Below are 15,158 nucleotides of genomic sequence, written 5' to 3' on the forward strand. Positions count from 1 at the left end.
GCATCAGTAACGCCAAAAGGCGGGGAGCAGCAGCACCGCAATGGTGATGATCTCCAGTCGACCAAGCAACATACTGAACGCCAATAGCCATTTAGCGCCATCGGGCAGGGTGGCAAAGTTTCCTGCAGGGCCAATAACCTCACCCAAGCCAGGGCCGACGTTGGTTACCGTAGTGATGGCGCCGGTAAAGCTGGTGATGGGATCCACCCCCATGGCAACCAATAAGATGGAAACCACCACGATGGTCGCCATCAGCAGCAGGGTAAAACTGATCAGTGAGCGCACAATGTCTTCACTAATAACCCGGCGGTTGTAACGTGCAGCAATCACGGCATTAGGGTGAATCTGTAATCTCAGCGCCTTTTTGAGGATGGTAAATGCCAGCTGAAACCGGAAGATTTTCACCGCCCCTGAGGTGGAGCCGGAACAGCCGCCCACAAACATCAAGAACAGGAACACCATGGCAAACGCTGGTCCCCATGCAGAGTAATCCGTGGAGGCGAAGCCAGTGGTGGTGATCACCGAAACGAGGTTAAAGGAAGCCAAGGTCAGGGCTTCGAACAGTGGCATATCTTGAGCCGAACTGAGCCAAACGCCCAAGCCAAGCGCTGCACAGACGGTGAATAATAAGTAGCCTTTTACCTGCTGGTCGTTCCATACCTTGATGCTGCGCATGTGTTTCATTTGTACAAACAGCAACATCGGCAGGCCGCCCAACCACATAAACAGAGTGCCGTTCCAGTGGGCGCCGGTACTGAAGTTGGTCATGGAGCTGTCGGTGGTGGAGTAGCCGCCGGTGGACAGCGTCGTCATGGCGTGGTTTATCGCCTCGAATGGCGTCATACCGGATAACAGATAACCCAAACAGCACAAGGCCGTGAGCAGCAAGTACACCTTAACCAGCTCTCGACCAATCAGGTGAGTTCGAGGCAACCATTTATCAGACCAGTCGGAAGACTCGGTACGGAACAGGCGCATGCCGCCAACGTTGAGCATGGGGAAGATGGCTACGCCCATGACAATGAAGCCGATGCCACCCACCCACTGCAGCAGTGAGCGCCAGATCAAGATTGACCAAGCGGTGTTGTCCAGTCCCGAGAGTACTGTGGAGCCAGTGGTGGTGATCCCTGACATGGTTTCAAAGAAGGCATCGGTATAGGTGATGCCGTGGTAGAAGGTGAACGGCAGTGCCGCGAAAATGGACACCACAACCCAAGTAAAGGTGGTGAACAGGTAGAGGTCGCGGGTACTGAGTTTTATCTGGCTGCGCTGCCCGCCGGAGATGGCGATGGCGGCCGCGGTGAAGGTAAACAGGGATGCCTTGATGAAATCGGCGGTGAGTCCCTCATTGTGGTAGAGGGACACGCCGGCAGGCACCCACATCAACAGTGCCACTGCGGCTAAAAACAGCCCCAGCAGGAAGGTCAGCGGTCGTAAGTTGATCATGACTTAGATGAACAACGCACTTGGCTGGAACAGTCGCTCGACCTCGGTAATGTACTTCTTATCCACGAGGAACATGATCACATGGTCATCGGTTTCGATAACGGTGCGGTCATGAGCGATCAACACTTCATCCTTGCGTACGACGGCACCAATGGTGGTGCCCGGTGGCAGCTTGATATCCTGAATCTGCTTGCCAACCACTTTTGAGGTCTGCTCATCGCCGTGAGCGACCGCTTCAATGGCTTCGGTTGCGCCTCCTCGAAGGGAGTAAACGTTGGTGATGTCCCCCTGACGGACGTGAGTCAGTAGCGACGAGATGGTGGCTTGCTTGGGGGAGATGGCGATGTCGATGTTGGCGTCTTTGACCAGATCCACATAGGCTTCTCGCTGAATCAGCACCATCACTTTTTTGGCGCCCAAGCGCTTGGCCAGCAGGGCTGACATGATGTTGGCTTCGTCATCGTTGGTTACCGAAATGAAGACATCGGTTTGGTGGATCTGCTCTTCGGTGAGCAGCTCCTGATCGGAAGCGTCGCCGTGGAATACCGTGGTGCCGTCTAGCCATTCAGACAGTACTGCTGCCCGCTGAGGGTCACGCTCAATCAGCTTAACGTCGTGGTAGGGCTCCAATGCTTTGGCGAGGCCAAAACCGATGTTACCGCCACCGGCGATCATCACGTGGCGATAGCTGGATTCTAGCTCCTGCATCTCACTCATGACTGCACGGATGTGCTTACTGTCGGCGACAAAGAACACCTCGTCGTCGGCTTCGATCACCGTGGTACCTCGAGGCAGAATTGGCCGTCCTTGACGGAAGATGGCTGCCACCCGGGTATCAATATTGGGCATGTGTTCCCGCAGTGCTGACAGGGCGTTGCCTACCAGCGGCCCACCGTAATAGGCTTTCACCGCCACCAGGCTGACTTTGCCTTCGGCAAATTCCACCACCTGCAGAGCTCCGGGGTACTCAATTAGGCGCCTGATGTCTTGGGTTACCAGCTGTTCAGGGGCGATCAGTTCATCGATGAAGAAGCGACCACGGAAGTTGTTGCCGTGGCCACCACTTTGGAACAGCGAATCTTGGCGAGCCATGTATTGCTGAGAACGAATTCGAGCAATCTTGGTTGGAGTACCATAGAGGGTGTAGGCCAAATGGCAGGCCACCATATTGGTTTCGTCGGAGTTGGTTACCGCTATAAGCATGTCTGCATCTTCGGCTCCGGCTTCCTGAAGCACACCCGGGTGGGAGGCTTGGCCGTGAACCACGCGGAGATCGTACTTGTCCTGCAGATTTCGCAGAATCTCATGGTTGCTGTCGACAATGGTGATGTCGTTGTTTTCACCAACCAGATTTTCCGCCAGAGTTCCGCCGACCTGTCCGGCGCCAAGAATGATGATCTTCATCGATTAGCTTACTGTCTGTTTTTGAAGTTTGGCGTAGTAAAAGCCGTCGCCCCCATCGGCTTGAGGCAATAACTGCCAGCCAGGGTTGTCCGGCGTGTCCTGCGCAATGGTAAGCAGCATAGCATCCGCTTGTTGCTGAAGGAATGTTTTGATCTGGCTCACGTTTTCTTCAGGCAATACCGAGCAGGTGGCGTAAACCAAGGTGCCGCCAGGCTTCAGCATCTTCCAACAGGCGTGCAGAATTTGTTGCTGCAGTTCCGCTAGGGCAGCGATGTCATCGTTGCGGCGTAGCCATTTGCTGTCTGGGTTGCGACGAATCACGCCGGTGGCAGAGCAGGGTGCGTCCAGCAAAATGCGATCAAAGGGCTTGCCGTCCCACCAGCTGTCAGGATTTGCACCATCGCCAGCAATCAAGGTGGCGTTGAGGCCGATGCGATCCAGGTTTTGCTGCACGCGGGCCAGACGTCGGTCATCAATATCCAGAGCCACCACTTCGGTTAGCTCAGGCTGAGTTTCCAGTAGGTGGCAGGTTTTGCCGCCAGGTGCGGCACAGGCATCGAGAACGCGCTCGCCCGCTTGAGGTTCTAGCAGGTAGGCTGACCACTGGGCGGAATGATCTTGTACCGAGATGGCGCCGTTATCGAAACCAGGCAGTTGGGTAACGTCCATGGGTTGATGTAGCCGCAGGCTGTTGGCGTTGTTACCGGCGCTGGCTGCGATGCCTTGTTCCGCGAGTAGTGTCAGATACTGATCTCGGCTCTGGTGTTGCGGGTTATTACGCAGCCATAGGGGCGGGTGCTGATTGTTGGCGTCGAGAATCTGTTGCCAGTTGTCTGGGTAGGCATCGCGCAAGCGCTGGATAAACCAGCGTGGGTGCAGATACTTACGGCTGTCATCTTCGAAACTCTGCTGCTGCAGGCTGTCCAGTTCGCGACAGAAACGGCGCAAAATGCCATTTACCAGACCAGACATGCCGTCAGCTTTTAGCTGGCGGGTGGCTTCTACGGTTTCGGTCACCACCGCGTGCTGCTTAATGCGCATGTGCTTTAGCTGGTATAGGCCAGCTAAAAGTAGGCAGTGGATGATTCTTTTTTTGCCTTTGAGTGGTTTTTCCAAACAGGCTAAGACCTGAGAGTCCAGAACCGGCAGGTGGCGCATGACGCCGTAACAGATCTCCGCCAAGATACCTTTGTCTTGAGGTTTGCTTAGCTTGCTTTGTGCTTGAGGTAGGCAGGTGGCCAGTGATTGGCCATTGTCGATCACCTGCTCAATGACCCAGGCGGCTTGGGCTCTTAGGTTGCGCTTGCTCATGACAATTGACTACCTACCGGGAACCATTCGCCTCGGGAGTTCAGCACATCGGCGGCAGCCATCGCTTTTTTACCAGGGATCTGGATGGTTTCCAGCTTCAGCGCTTGTTTGCCACAGGCAACAACCAAGCCCGTTTTGTCCGCTTGGATAACGGTGCCTGCAGCGGCGTTATCTGGGTTTTCCACTACTTCTGCTTGCCACAATTTAATGCTCTGCTCAGCAGCTTCGAAGTGGCTAACCGGCCAAGGGTTAAAGGCACGTACGCAGCGCTCGATAAAGTCCGCGTCTTGAGCCCAGTCGATGCGAGCTTCCTCTTTGGAGAGTTTTTCGGCGTAGTTGGCTTCGGCGTCATCTTGAACCTCGGCTACTGCGCTGCCGCTGGCGATCTGTTCCAGCGCTTCTAAAAGGCCTTGAGGGCCCAGCTCCGCCAGCTTGTCGTACAACTTGGCTGAGGTGTCATCAGCAGCGATAGGCAGTTCCACCTTGTGCAGCATGGCTCCGGTATCTAGGCCTTCATCCATCTGCATGATGGTTACGCCAGTGGTGGCGTCGCCAGCCCAGATAGAGCGCTGAATTGGCGCCGCGCCACGCCAACGAGGCAGCAGGCTGCCGTGGACGTTGATGCAGCCTAGACGAGGAGTTTCTAGTACCACTTTTGGCAAGATAAGGCCGTAAGCCACCACCACCATGATGTCGAAATCCAGGCTTGCCAACTCCTGTTGCGCAGGTTCCTGACGCAGGGATTTCGGCTGATAGACTGGAATGTCATGTTCCAGCGCCAGCAGCTTTACTGGGCTGGCCGTCAGTTTCTTGCCTCGACCGGCAGGACGATCTGGCTGAGAGTAAACGCCAACCACCTGATGCTCACTGTCGATCAGGGCTTGTAGGTGGCGAGCGGCGAAATCCGGAGTACCGGCAAAAACGATTTTCAACGGGGTCAAGGCCATCTCCTAGGCGTGTTTTGCGTCTAAACGAGCTTGCTTTTCAAGCTTTTGACGAATGCGCTGACGCTTCAGAGGCGACAGATAGTCGACAAACAGCTTGCCTAGCAGGTGATCCATTTCGTGCTGAATGCAGATGGACAGCAGTTCATCTGCGTCTACGGTGAAGCTGTTGCCTTCTCGGTCCTGAGCTTCAATGGTAACGGTCTCATGACGTTCCACCTTGGCGTAAACCCCGGGAACGGACAGGCAGCCCTCTTCGTTGGTGAATGCGCCCTGTAGGTTCGACAGCTTAGGGTTGATAAATACCATTGGCTCGGCTTTATCTTCGGAGTGATCCATTACGATCACTTGCACGTGGCGATCTACTTGAGTTGCGGCCAGACCGATTCCATTCTCGTGATACATTGTATCGAACATGTCATCGATAAGGGTTTGCAGCTCATCGTCAAATTCTGTCACTGGCTTAGCGACGGTGCGTAGGCGTTCGTCAGGGAAACGCAGGACTTCCAAAGTGGCCATGGTTCTCTCGTCTTCAAAATCGGTAAAAATACTCAACCTGATTATAATTAGGTTGTCATGAGCCTAATTTTAACGCTTTGCCTTGTCCTTTTACAGTAACAGCGGAATTAGGCGTAAACCTTAGGGCGATCAACAGGGAAGTTGGATGCGGATCTGGGTGTTGAGTGCGTGCCTGATGTTCGTTGCCAATCTTGGGGCGCAGGTGCTGCAGATAAAATCCGATGCTCCTTCACGCTACACGGTGAAGGAGGGCGATACCCTTTGGGACATCTCTGAGCTTTATTTGGATGCCCCTTGGCGCTGGCCGCAGCTTTGGCAGCGCAACCCTCAAATTGCCAATCCACACCTTATCTACCCTGGTGACCAACTCAAATTGAGTTGGGTCGATGGCCAGCCTCAATTAATTCGACAACCGTCGCTATCAAAACGCTCAGCCGAACGTTCGGCCATCCTAGCCCTGAATTGGCAGCAGCGTGCTGTCGAGCGTATCCGTTTAGTATTAGATTGGAATGGTGACGAGAATCTTCAAACCAAAGTGGTGGCGGGGGAGTCTGATCGATTGCGCTTTAGCGCCGGCGATTCGCTGTTGGCCAGTGATACTTTACCCGCCAATACCACTTGGGGCGTTTACCGATTAGGGCGGAGTTTACTCCACTCCTCCGGGCAAGCGTTGGCTCAGGTGCTTGAGCTAACCGCCATCGCTAAAGTGTCTCCGGGACTGCCAAGTCGGCAACTGAGATTAACGGATAGCTATCAGGAGGTTGAGGTCGGCCAGTGGTTATTGCCTCTACAGGTGATGTCTGTACCCAGGCGGTTGTTGTCAGGCTCTCCTAGATTACCTGATGGCGAGATAGAACTGCTTGCGGGAGCCATGAATCAGAGTTTGCTGGCTAAGGGCGACCTTGCCTATATCGGGGCGTCATCTCAATTGCCTTTGGTTGGTGGGCAGGTGGTGCATTTTTGGCATTCTCAGTTTGATGGGGAAAGTATTCATCAGGTTGGCCAAGGGGTTGTGACCCACTGCGAAGGCGTGGTGTGTGCTGTCATCGTCAGTCGCAGTTTGGAACCCATAAGGCTTGGCATCGCAGTGACGGTGAATGAGTATGGCGAGCGTGCTCTAAGTGGCACGGATCGGGAGCGGTTTTAATGGCGGATTCCCTTTTCGATTGGTTGGCACTGCTGTTGGCCAAAGGCATGGGGTTAAAGGGCAAGCTTAAACTGCTGCAATTGGCGCCGCCGTCAGTGTTAAGGCGGTGGGCCATTGCGGGGGATCTAACTGGGGTCTCCACTCGTATACAGCAACAGTTGGCAACGCCAGATAAAAGGGCGATTCAGCAATGCTTGGATTGGTGTGAGTCCGCCGCCGACCGGCACTTGGTGACACTCACCGATGAGCGATACCCTTTTGCTCTAAAACAGATAACTGACCCTCCCCTAGTGCTGTTTGTTGAGGGCCTCCTTAATGCGATTAATGGACCTGGGCTGGCGGTGGTGGGCAGCCGGCGAGCCTCAGTCACCACAAAAGAACTCACGGCTGAGTGGAGCAGGCAACTGGCCGCAGAAGGCTGGGTGATCGTCAGTGGTTTGGCCGAAGGCGTGGACGCCTGTGCTCATCGAGGCGCGTTGGAAGCGGGGCTTACGGTGGCGGTAACCGGCTGTGGTTTGGCTCAGTGTTACCCCAAGCGGCATTATGAATTAAGCCAGCAGATTCGAACTAAAGGGGCGTTGGTATCGCCGTTTCCTCCTTGGGAAAAACCGAAGCGGGCTTATTTTCCGCAACGAAACCGTATTGTCAGCGGTCTAAGTTATGGAACGGTGGTGATGGAGGCGGGGTTGAAGTCGGGTTCGCTCATTACCGCTCGCTTAGCTTCTGAACAGGGACGCGAGGTGTTTGCGGTACCGGGCTCGGTTGCTCACCCAGAGGCTGCGGGTTGTCACTTTTTAATTCAGCAGGGTGCCAAACTGGTGACTGAGCCGGTCCACATTAGTGAGGAGCTGTTGCCTATGGGGCAACCTCAGGCGATAGAGGCAGCTGCGGTTGAGACTGAGTTGCCTTTGCCTAAGTTGTTGGATAGTGTGGGTTATGAGGCGACAGCGGTGGACGTTGTCGTAGCTCGAAGCGATCTTCCTGTAGAGGAGGTACTAGAACAGCTGTTGATGCTGGAACTCGAGGGCCGGGTGGCTCAAGTGCCCGGTGGTTATGTTCGACTTAGGGGAGGGTAACGCATGTTTGACATACTGATGTACCTATTTGAAACCTATGTGCAGAGTGACGTTGAGCTGTTGTTGGATCGTGAAGAGCTAACCGAGGAGTTAAGCCGAGCGGGATTTCGCGCCGATGAGATTGGCAAAGCCCTAGTGTGGATTGAAAAGCTAGCGGCGCTGCAGGAAGCGGGGGATCAACCCTATCTGTATGCCAATCCGGTTAAAACGGTGCGGGTTTACACGGAAGCTGAGATGTTGCGATTGGATACCACTTGCCGTGGCTTCTTGTTGTTCCTAGAGCAGGTCAAGGTGCTCAGTGGGGAAACTCGCGAGATGGTGATCGATCGAGTGATGGAGCTCGACGGTGAGCCATTAAGTCTGGATGACCTTAAATGGGTGGTGCTGATGGTGCTGTTTAATGCTCCAGGCAATGAAACCGCTTATCGGCAGATGGAAGATCTGGTGTTTGAAGAGCCCGATGGTCTGATTCACTAAATCTCAAACTACGATAAGTAAATAAAAGGGCAAGCTTAGGCTTGCCCTTGTTGATCTCGGATCACTTCGCATCAGAAGTGCAGGCGAGAACTGTCTAAGCTTAGATGCTCCGGTTTGAGGTAGTCTCGGTAGCTGTAACGATTTTGCTTGTGGGGCTTCAACATGCCGTCATCGCTTTGCACTTGCTCATCCTTAACTTCGGAACTGATCGTAGCCAGCCATTGCTCAAATTGCGGTTGATGCTGTTTGGCCAATTTGGCCATCTGCGCTTCATAACCACCGAAGTCATCGGCTTTTAGGCGCTGCCCTAAACGGTTTAGACCTTCGAGGTCATGTTCTGACAGGAAGCGTATCGCCAGATAGCTCCAGCGGTAGGTGCGATCCAGACCATCGTTGTACTCGGTGGCAAAGATGGTTTCCAAACTGGGCTGCTCGGCTTTGTCCGTCTCTTTGGCTAACCGAAGAGCTTTGTCGTTGTCGTTACCTTTGGAGATGTACTCTGCCATCCCTTCCGCCCACCATACTAGGCTGTTGGGGAAGTGGCCAAAGCCGCCGTACTTAATGAAACGACCATCTAGATAATGAACGTACTCATGGTTTAGGTTCCATACCTTAAATTCCGGCTCCAACCACCAAGCTCGGAAAGCATAAAAGGTCGCTTGGTTTACTTCCGCCTGTGGCGTGCCCTCGATATACATACCACCGTTATCGGTACCAATGTCATACAGCAGCTGGCCGTAGGCGTTGTATTGGCTCCAGTTCTTAAACACAACCACTTTCAGTGCGGTGTTGTTGTCGTTGGCAACCGGCTGTTGGTGGGTGTTGAGCAGATGATGGAAGTTAGACTCTTGCGAGGTTAGCTTCTCACAGGAGATTGCCAGTTCCTGTTGCGACAGGTCTTGAGTACGAATAAACAAGCTGTCTGAACAATAATGCTCGATGGGCAGAATCTGCTCTTCCGTAGGCATTAAGCAGTAGTCACTGTACTCCTCGTTACAGGCCTCTTGACCGTAAAAACCGTTAACCAGATAACCCAGAGTGAAGGCTTGCTTGGCCTCATCGCCACGCTTAGTGATATCGGCTTTGGCAATGGGAGTGACTTTTGCCTCCAGTTGGTTCCAGTCATCACCCTCTTGGTTGAGTTGCCACATCGCCAGTGCCCAATAAGTATTTTGCAGAGGCCAGTCGTCGCCATTGATGATGGCGTTATCGCTGCTGGCAAATTTCAGTAGGCTGTCGCTAAGCTTCGATGCCAACAGTTGCTGCTTGAGCGGATTGTCACTGTCTTCCCGATAGGTGGAGTGCATCAGTAGGCCAACACTGCGAATTAACTCCCACAGGGCATATTCCTGCTCAATGTTGGTGATCGGGGTGGTTTCGAACTGAGCCAGCAATCGAATTTGAGTATCGAAGATGTCGTCCAATGGTGCATCGAATTTTTCGTTGGCGTAGTAGCGGTACACCAGTACGCTCCACTGCTCAACTAGGCTTGGGGTGTTTGCGTTAAGGGTGTCACCTAGAGCAACCATTGCCTCATTAAACTGTTGCTGAGCGGATTCAGACACTTCATCTAATTCACCGAAGTAGCTAAACGTGCGCAGATAACCCAGTTGATTTAACAGCAGTGGTTGCTGCTGGTTGGCTTCAATCAGTTGAGAAGTGCCAAGACTGGCTTGAGTAAACAGAGTTTCGTTTATCTGGGCTGGGTCGCCTTGGTTGGCTTGGCTTAGCGCTATCTTCTGGGGTATTTGCGTTGGTGCTGTGGAAGCACAGCCTGCTAAAAACAGCAGAGAGGCGATGGCGGAAAGGGTGATGCGTTGGTTCACCTGATGCTCCTTATCAGAATTATTTTTTGTATACAGTATCCCGATGTGGCGGCGGGTGCAATTGTTGTGCGTTAAAACCGCCAACCACTGGTATCATTAATTAACTAACTGGATGAACAGGTATTAACGGCCATGAGCAAAATTGACGATGGTCTATTCAGTGCCCACGAACATGCCCTTGAGCGTGAATATGAAGTTTGCCCTAAGTGTGGCTCTGAGCTCCATGTACTAAATGGCAAACGAGGCGCATTTTTGGGCTGCCAAAGTTACCCAAGTTGCGATTACAGCCGTCCCTTAAGCCACCAAGAGGTTGGTATTATTGAGGTGATGGAGGATCAGCTTTGCCCTAAGTGTGAGCAGCCGTTGGCGTTGAAATCCGGTCGTTATGGAATTTATATCGGTTGTACAGCGCATCCCAACTGCGATTTTATTGTTCGTGAAGAGGTGGAATCGGCAGGCGTAAATTGCCCTGAATGCGGAAAAGGCGAACTGGTTGCTCGAAGTAACCGAAGTGGCAAAACCTTCTACCCATGCAGTTGTTACCCTAAGTGTAAATACGCTGTTAACGATAAACCGCATCAACAATGCTGTCCTGAGTGCGGTTGGGGGGTACTGGTTGAGAAAAAGGTTCGAGGGGAACTTAGGTTAGTTTGTCCTCAACGGCAGTGTAAATATCGAGGTGAAACGCTATAATCGCCGTCGAAATACCCTACCCATAATAAAACGGTATAAAAAGGAAGTACCAATGACCACACCTTTTGTAGCAGTACTCATGGGTTCAGATTCCGATCTGCCCGTTATGCAGTCCACTCTAGATGTGCTTTCCAGCTTTGATATCCATTTCGAAGTAAAAGTAACCTCAGCACACCGTACTCCAGCAGCGACTCACGCATACGTTACCGATGCGGAAGAGCGTGGCTGTAAAGTATTCATCTGTGCTGCCGGTCTGGCTGCGCACCTAGCTGGTGCTGTTGCTGGTATCACCACTCGTCCAGTGATTGGTGTACCAATCGATGCGGGCCCACTTCAAGGCCACGATGCTCTGCTGTCTACCGTCATGATGCCTGGTGGTGTTCCAGTTGCCGCTGTCGCTATCGGTAAAGCGGGCGCTAAGAACGCAGGTTACCTAGCTGCTCAACTGCTGGCTATCGGTGACGATGCCATGGCTGAGCGTGTTAAAGCGGATCGTCAGAAGAACGCTGAAGCCGTAATCGCGAAAGATGCTGCCCTGCAAGAGAAGTTGGGTCGCTAATAAACGATGAGTAAACGCATTACCCTAGATCAGGCGGTCACCGCTCTAAAATCCGGTGGCGTAATTGCTTATGCCACCGAAGCTGTATTTGGATTGGGTTGTGACCCAGACAATGAGCAAGCGGTAATGCGTTTGTTGCAGATAAAGCAACGCCCCATCGAGAAAGGGCTGATCTTGCTGGCGGCTAGCCAACAGCAGCTTCAGCCCTATGTGGACTTCACTCAGCTGACCGAAGCTCAGCTGAATCGCGTTGAGTCTACTTGGCCTGGTCCGTTCACCTGGATCGTGCCAGCCCAATCCAAAACACCAAGCTGGGTTACCGGTCAATTTGATTCGGTAGCGGTTCGCGTGACCGCGCATCAGCAAGCGGCTGAGCTTACCCAAGCCTTTGGTAAACCGATTATCTCCACCAGTGCTAACCTCACGACCTTTCCTCCAGGAACGTCCGTTGATGAGGTCATTGAAGCATTGGGCGATCTACTGGACGGTGTCCTCGACAGCCAGGTCGGGGAGCAGCGTCTGCCTTCCACCATTAGAGATGCGATAACAGGCGATTTGATTCGCGCCGGTTAACGCCACCCCCGAGGACGACATGCAGCAACGGATTGAATTAGTTAAGCAGTTTCTATTAGGGCTGCAGGACCGTATCTGTGAGCAACTGGCTGACATTGATGGTCAGGCGCAATTTCAGCAAGACCAATGGCAGCGCGAATTGGGCGGCGGTGGCCGCAGCCGAGTGCTGACCGAAGGGCGGCTGTTTGAACAAGCCGGGGTTAACTTTTCTCACGTGTTTGGCGATAAGATGCCAGCGTCGGCGACGGCGCAACGACCAGAACTGGAAGGGTGCCGCTTTCAAGCCATGGGCGTTTCTTTGGTGATTCACCCTCGCAACCCTCATATTCCAACCAGTCATGCCAACGTTCGTTTCTTCATTGCAGAGAAAGAGGGCGCTGAGCCAATCTGGTGGTTTGGTGGAGGTTTCGATCTGACGCCTTTCTACCCAGTTGATGAAGATGTGCTGCATTGGCACCGTACTGCAGAGACGTTATGCCGGCCGTTTGGGGATGATTACTATCCGAAATACAAAGAGTGGTGCGATCGCTACTTCTTCCTAAAACACCGTAATGAGACTCGTGGTGTCGGCGGCCTGTTTTTTGATGATCTGAATGAGCCGGGGTTCGAAGATAGCTTTGCCTTTATGCAGGCGGTGGGTAATGGCTTCTTAGATGCGTACCTGCCTGTGGTCGAGCGTCGTCAACACGATGAGTACAGCGAAGCACAGCGTCAGTTCCAACTGTACCGCCGTGGTCGCTACGTAGAATTCAATTTGGTCTTTGACCGTGGAACTCTATTTGGATTGCAATCCGGTGGCCGAACGGAGTCCATCCTAATGTCGATGCCGCCGTTGGTGCGTTGGGAGTATCAATACCAGCCACAAGCGGGCAGCCCAGAAGCTAAACTCTATGAGGATTACTTACGACCTCGGGATTGGCTCAACGAGTTGGCATAAGGTTTTAAGCGCTCTGAATCAGGGCGCTTTTTCGTTTTAGGCTTTCCTTTTAATTTGCGAGCCGTCACCATGGTTGAAATACCTAAACATTCGATGACACCCATGGACAGATACTGCGTTTTTGGTAACCCCATTGCCCATAGCAAATCCCCGCTTATTCATGCTGAATTTGCGTCACTAACCCAGCAACAGCTTAGCTATGACAAACAGTTGGTGGCAGAAGATCAATTCCCGCAAGCGGTGGCAGAGTTTCGTCGCCAGGGCGGGCAGGGTGCCAATGTCACCTTGCCATTTAAGCAGCAGGCGTTTGAACTCTGTGATGGCCTGACCGATAGGGCTCGACTTTCTGGTGCAGTGAACACCCTATATTGGCAGGGTGACCAACTGTGGGGAGATAACACCGACGGGGAGGGGTTAGTACGTGATCTGCTACGTAATGGAGTTGAACTCAAAGGCTGCCGTATCTTGTTGATTGGCGCCGGCGGCGCAGTTCGTGGGGTGATTCCATCTCTGTTTGAGCAACAGCCACAGTCCATCGTGGTCGCTAACAGAACACAAGCCAAGGCAGAGACGTTAGCTCAGCATTTTGCAGAACTTGGTGATATTTCCAGTTGTGCGATGGATGAGATTGATGGCGCGTTTGATCTCATCATCAATGGCACTTCGGCCTCTTTATCTTCTACGGCGCTTCCTGTTAACGCTGATGTGATTCAGCGGGCCAAGTGCTGCTACGACATGGCCTATGGCAGCGAACCGACTGTATTTCAGCAGCAGGCTAAGCAGCTTGGGGTCAGCAAAAGCCTAGATGGCCTCGGCATGTTGATTCAACAAGCGGCGGTGAGCTTTGAGCGTTGGCGTGGAGTGACGCCTGACCCTCAACCTGTCTATGATTTAATTAAACGGCAGTTGTGAGGTCGCCATGAACCAGCAAATTCTCTTTAATGACCAGTTTGAAATTGACATGCAGCAGCAGTGGCTCCGTTTTAACGCCATGGTCTCAGGTCAGCAGGTTGGTTGCTACATCAGTGTGCCTAGCTTGTCTCATCTGGCTCAAAGCCCACTGGAAACCGAGCTGCAGATTGGGCAAGCCTTTGAGAAATACCGCTTCGACCTAGAAGACGAAGCGGAAACCTTAATAGATGAAGAAAACTATGACGCTCAAGGTCGAATCTGGTTACAGCACGACCCTATTTAGATAGGTACTCATCTTTGAGACGAACATAGTTATCTGCGGAGACTTTCAAGAAGGCTATCTCTTTCTCGGTTAGCGGCCGGGCTTGTTTAATCGGGCTACCTACATAAAGAAAGCCCGATTCCAGTTTTTTACCCGGAGGCACCAAGCTGCCTGCTGCGACCATCACGTCATCTTCAACCACGGCACCGTCTAAGATGATGGCCCCCATGCCGACTAATACGCGATTACCAATTTGGCAGCCATGCAGCATCGCTTTGTGGCCAACGGTGACATCATCACCAATGAGCAGTGGGTAGCCCGCTTCATTATTGCTACTGCTGCGTGTGACATGCAGTACCGAGCCATCTTGAATGTTAGAACGCTTACCGATACGGATGCGATTCACATCCCCTCGGGCTGCGACCAATGGCCAGATGCTGGCGTCCGCATCAAGATGGATATCTCCATAGAGTACGGCACTTTGTTCTACAAAGGCTGACTCATCTACGGTTGGCTGGGTTTGGTTATAGGTATATAGCCCCATTTTTGCTTCCTTATTGCACTGGCAGTTGGCTTTTTAAACGTGTTGGTTCGAATTGTGAGCGAACGATAGAGAATTTTCTAATTAGCTATTGTCAGCGTCAGATTACCCCCTATAATGCGCATCCATCGACGGGGGCAACGGCAGAAAACGCCGCCTTCGTTGAAGATAGTAAGCCAAGTGACGATTTCTACGAAATTCGACGAAAAATTTCTTGACTTAATATCTCGGAGGCGTAACATACGCATCCCGCTACGGACGAAAATTCGTAGCAAGCTCTTTAACAATTTGTCAGACAATCTGTGTGGGCACTCGCGCAGGATTGATATCTCATATATCAATGTTGCACTGAGTGACTATAACAAGTTAATTCAGTAATTCATTGAGTCGAAGTTTTCGGACTTCAAAAAACTTTTTAATTGAAGAGTTTGATCATGGCTCAGATTGAACGCTGGCGGCAGGCCTAACACATGCAAGTCGAGCGGAAACGACAGTATTGAAGCTTCGGTGGATTTACTGGGCGTCGAGCGG

At 52.5% G+C, this 15,158-nt stretch carries 16 protein-coding genes and 1 rRNA gene; 10 read left to right on the forward strand and 7 right to left on the reverse strand.

Annotated elements, in window-relative coordinates:
- Window positions 1–3: 3 nt before the first annotated feature.
- From FCL42_RS16985 to def, 5 genes are read right to left on the reverse strand one after another with little or no spacing between them, the layout of a single operon-like run.
- Window positions 4–1,446, reverse strand: coding sequence for a TrkH family potassium uptake protein (locus FCL42_RS16985; protein ID WP_136864622.1), 1,443 nt, complete (start codon window positions 1,444–1,446; stop codon window positions 4–6).
- Between the two features lie 3 nt (window positions 1,447–1,449).
- Entirely contained in the window at window positions 1,450–2,850 is a 1,401-nt protein-coding gene (trkA, locus tag FCL42_RS21840; protein WP_205729290.1) for a Trk system potassium transporter TrkA, read from the reverse strand.
- Window positions 2,851–2,853: 3 nt separating this feature from the next.
- Entirely contained in the window at window positions 2,854–4,161 is a 1,308-nt protein-coding gene (gene rsmB, locus FCL42_RS21845; RefSeq protein WP_205729291.1) for a 16S rRNA (cytosine(967)-C(5))-methyltransferase RsmB, read from the reverse strand.
- Entirely contained in the window at window positions 4,158–5,102 is a 945-nt protein-coding gene (gene fmt, locus FCL42_RS16995; protein ID WP_205729292.1) for a methionyl-tRNA formyltransferase, read from the reverse strand. The genes rsmB and fmt overlap by 4 nt, the downstream gene beginning before the upstream one ends.
- 9 nt (window positions 5,103–5,111) lie before the next feature.
- A complete protein-coding gene (gene def, locus FCL42_RS17000) occupies window positions 5,112–5,624 on the reverse strand; it encodes a peptide deformylase (protein WP_136864624.1) in 513 nt (170 codons plus the stop codon).
- Window positions 5,625–5,769: 145 nt separating this feature from the next.
- On the opposite strand from def, the gene FCL42_RS17005 reads away from it, so the two are divergent.
- The 3 genes from FCL42_RS17005 to FCL42_RS17015 are packed head-to-tail and all read left to right on the forward strand — an operon-like array spanning window position 5,770 to window position 8,324.
- Entirely contained in the window at window positions 5,770–6,771 is a 1,002-nt protein-coding gene (locus FCL42_RS17005; protein WP_136864625.1) for a LysM peptidoglycan-binding domain-containing protein, read from the forward strand.
- Window positions 6,771–7,847 carry a DNA-processing protein DprA gene (dprA, locus tag FCL42_RS17010; protein WP_136864626.1) on the forward strand — a complete coding sequence of 359 codons (1,077 nt, stop codon included), beginning with the start codon at window positions 6,771–6,773 and terminating at the stop codon, window positions 7,845–7,847. The genes FCL42_RS17005 and dprA overlap by 1 nt, the downstream gene beginning before the upstream one ends.
- Window positions 7,848–7,850: 3 nt before the next feature.
- Entirely contained in the window at window positions 7,851–8,324 is a 474-nt protein-coding gene (locus FCL42_RS17015; RefSeq protein WP_136864627.1) for a DUF494 family protein, read from the forward strand.
- 71 nt (window positions 8,325–8,395) lie between these two features.
- Here the strand turns inward: FCL42_RS17015 and FCL42_RS17020 are convergent, their stop codons facing one another.
- Window positions 8,396–10,150 (reverse strand): collagenase, encoded by a 1,755-nt coding sequence (locus FCL42_RS17020; protein ID WP_136864628.1) that lies wholly within the window; start codon window positions 10,148–10,150, stop codon window positions 8,396–8,398.
- Between the two features lie 132 nt (window positions 10,151–10,282).
- On the opposite strand from FCL42_RS17020, the gene FCL42_RS17025 reads away from it, so the two are divergent.
- The 6 genes from FCL42_RS17025 to FCL42_RS17050 all read left to right on the forward strand — a co-directional run bounded on the left by FCL42_RS17025 (window position 10,283) and on the right by FCL42_RS17050 (window position 14,107).
- Complete coding sequence (locus FCL42_RS17025; RefSeq protein ID WP_136864629.1) at window positions 10,283–10,843, forward strand: DNA topoisomerase family protein; 561 nt, start codon at window positions 10,283–10,285, stop codon at window positions 10,841–10,843.
- Window positions 10,844–10,895: 52 nt separating this feature from the next.
- Complete coding sequence (gene purE / locus FCL42_RS17030) at window positions 10,896–11,402, forward strand: 5-(carboxyamino)imidazole ribonucleotide mutase (protein WP_136864630.1); 507 nt, start codon at window positions 10,896–10,898, stop codon at window positions 11,400–11,402.
- A 6-nt stretch (window positions 11,403–11,408) separates the two neighbouring features.
- Complete coding sequence (locus tag FCL42_RS17035; RefSeq protein ID WP_136864631.1) at window positions 11,409–11,975, forward strand: L-threonylcarbamoyladenylate synthase; 567 nt, start codon at window positions 11,409–11,411, stop codon at window positions 11,973–11,975.
- 19 nt (window positions 11,976–11,994) lie between these two features.
- Entirely contained in the window at window positions 11,995–12,912 is a 918-nt protein-coding gene (gene hemF, locus FCL42_RS17040) for an oxygen-dependent coproporphyrinogen oxidase (protein WP_136864632.1), read from the forward strand.
- Window positions 12,913–12,981: 69 nt separating this feature from the next.
- The gene (aroE, locus tag FCL42_RS17045; RefSeq protein ID WP_205729293.1) at window positions 12,982–13,824 is read left to right on the forward strand and encodes a shikimate dehydrogenase; all 843 of its coding nucleotides are present in this window, start codon (window positions 12,982–12,984) and stop codon (window positions 13,822–13,824) included.
- A gap of 7 nt (window positions 13,825–13,831) precedes the next feature.
- Window positions 13,832–14,107 (forward strand): DUF1488 family protein, encoded by a 276-nt coding sequence (locus FCL42_RS17050; protein WP_136864634.1) that lies wholly within the window; start codon window positions 13,832–13,834, stop codon window positions 14,105–14,107.
- Here FCL42_RS17050 and FCL42_RS17055 read toward each other — a convergent pair.
- Window positions 14,100–14,630, reverse strand: coding sequence for a gamma carbonic anhydrase family protein (locus FCL42_RS17055; protein ID WP_136864635.1), 531 nt, complete (start codon window positions 14,628–14,630; stop codon window positions 14,100–14,102). The genes FCL42_RS17050 and FCL42_RS17055 overlap by 8 nt on opposite strands.
- 413 nt (window positions 14,631–15,043) lie before the next feature.
- Between FCL42_RS17055 and FCL42_RS17060 the strand changes: the two genes are divergently transcribed.
- Window positions 15,044–15,158, forward strand: a 16S ribosomal RNA gene (locus FCL42_RS17060); the annotation flags it as partial.

This window comes from Ferrimonas aestuarii (assembly GCF_005116665.1).
GTDB classification, from domain to species: domain Bacteria; phylum Pseudomonadota; class Gammaproteobacteria; order Enterobacterales; family Shewanellaceae; genus Ferrimonas; species Ferrimonas aestuarii.

What these genes read in the sequence shown, in the direction of transcription:
- FCL42_RS16985 (WP_136864622.1), bottom strand. Translation starts at nt 1,446, where the DNA reads ATGATCAACTTACGACCGCTGACCTTCCTGCTGGGGCTGTTTTTAGCC.
- trkA (WP_205729290.1), bottom strand. Translation starts at nt 2,850, where the DNA reads ATGAAGATCATCATTCTTGGCGCCGGACAGGTCGGCGGAACTCTGGCG.
- rsmB (WP_205729291.1), bottom strand. Translation starts at nt 4,161, where the DNA reads ATGAGCAAGCGCAACCTAAGAGCCCAAGCCGCCTGGGTCATTGAGCAG.
- def (WP_136864624.1), bottom strand. Translation starts at nt 5,624, where the DNA reads ATGGCCACTTTGGAAGTCCTGCGTTTCCCTGACGAACGCCTACGCACC.
- FCL42_RS17005 (WP_136864625.1), top strand. Translation starts at nt 5,770, where the DNA reads ATGCGGATCTGGGTGTTGAGTGCGTGCCTGATGTTCGTTGCCAATCTT.
- dprA (WP_136864626.1), top strand. Translation starts at nt 6,771, where the DNA reads ATGGCGGATTCCCTTTTCGATTGGTTGGCACTGCTGTTGGCCAAAGGC.
- FCL42_RS17015 (WP_136864627.1), top strand. Translation starts at nt 7,851, where the DNA reads ATGTTTGACATACTGATGTACCTATTTGAAACCTATGTGCAGAGTGAC.
- FCL42_RS17025 (WP_136864629.1), top strand. Translation starts at nt 10,283, where the DNA reads ATGAGCAAAATTGACGATGGTCTATTCAGTGCCCACGAACATGCCCTT.
- purE (WP_136864630.1), top strand. Translation starts at nt 10,896, where the DNA reads ATGACCACACCTTTTGTAGCAGTACTCATGGGTTCAGATTCCGATCTG.
- FCL42_RS17035 (WP_136864631.1), top strand. Translation starts at nt 11,409, where the DNA reads ATGAGTAAACGCATTACCCTAGATCAGGCGGTCACCGCTCTAAAATCC.
- hemF (WP_136864632.1), top strand. Translation starts at nt 11,995, where the DNA reads ATGCAGCAACGGATTGAATTAGTTAAGCAGTTTCTATTAGGGCTGCAG.
- aroE (WP_205729293.1), top strand. Translation starts at nt 12,982, where the DNA reads ATGGTTGAAATACCTAAACATTCGATGACACCCATGGACAGATACTGC.
- FCL42_RS17050 (WP_136864634.1), top strand. Translation starts at nt 13,832, where the DNA reads ATGAACCAGCAAATTCTCTTTAATGACCAGTTTGAAATTGACATGCAG.
- FCL42_RS17055 (WP_136864635.1), bottom strand. Translation starts at nt 14,630, where the DNA reads ATGGGGCTATATACCTATAACCAAACCCAGCCAACCGTAGATGAGTCA.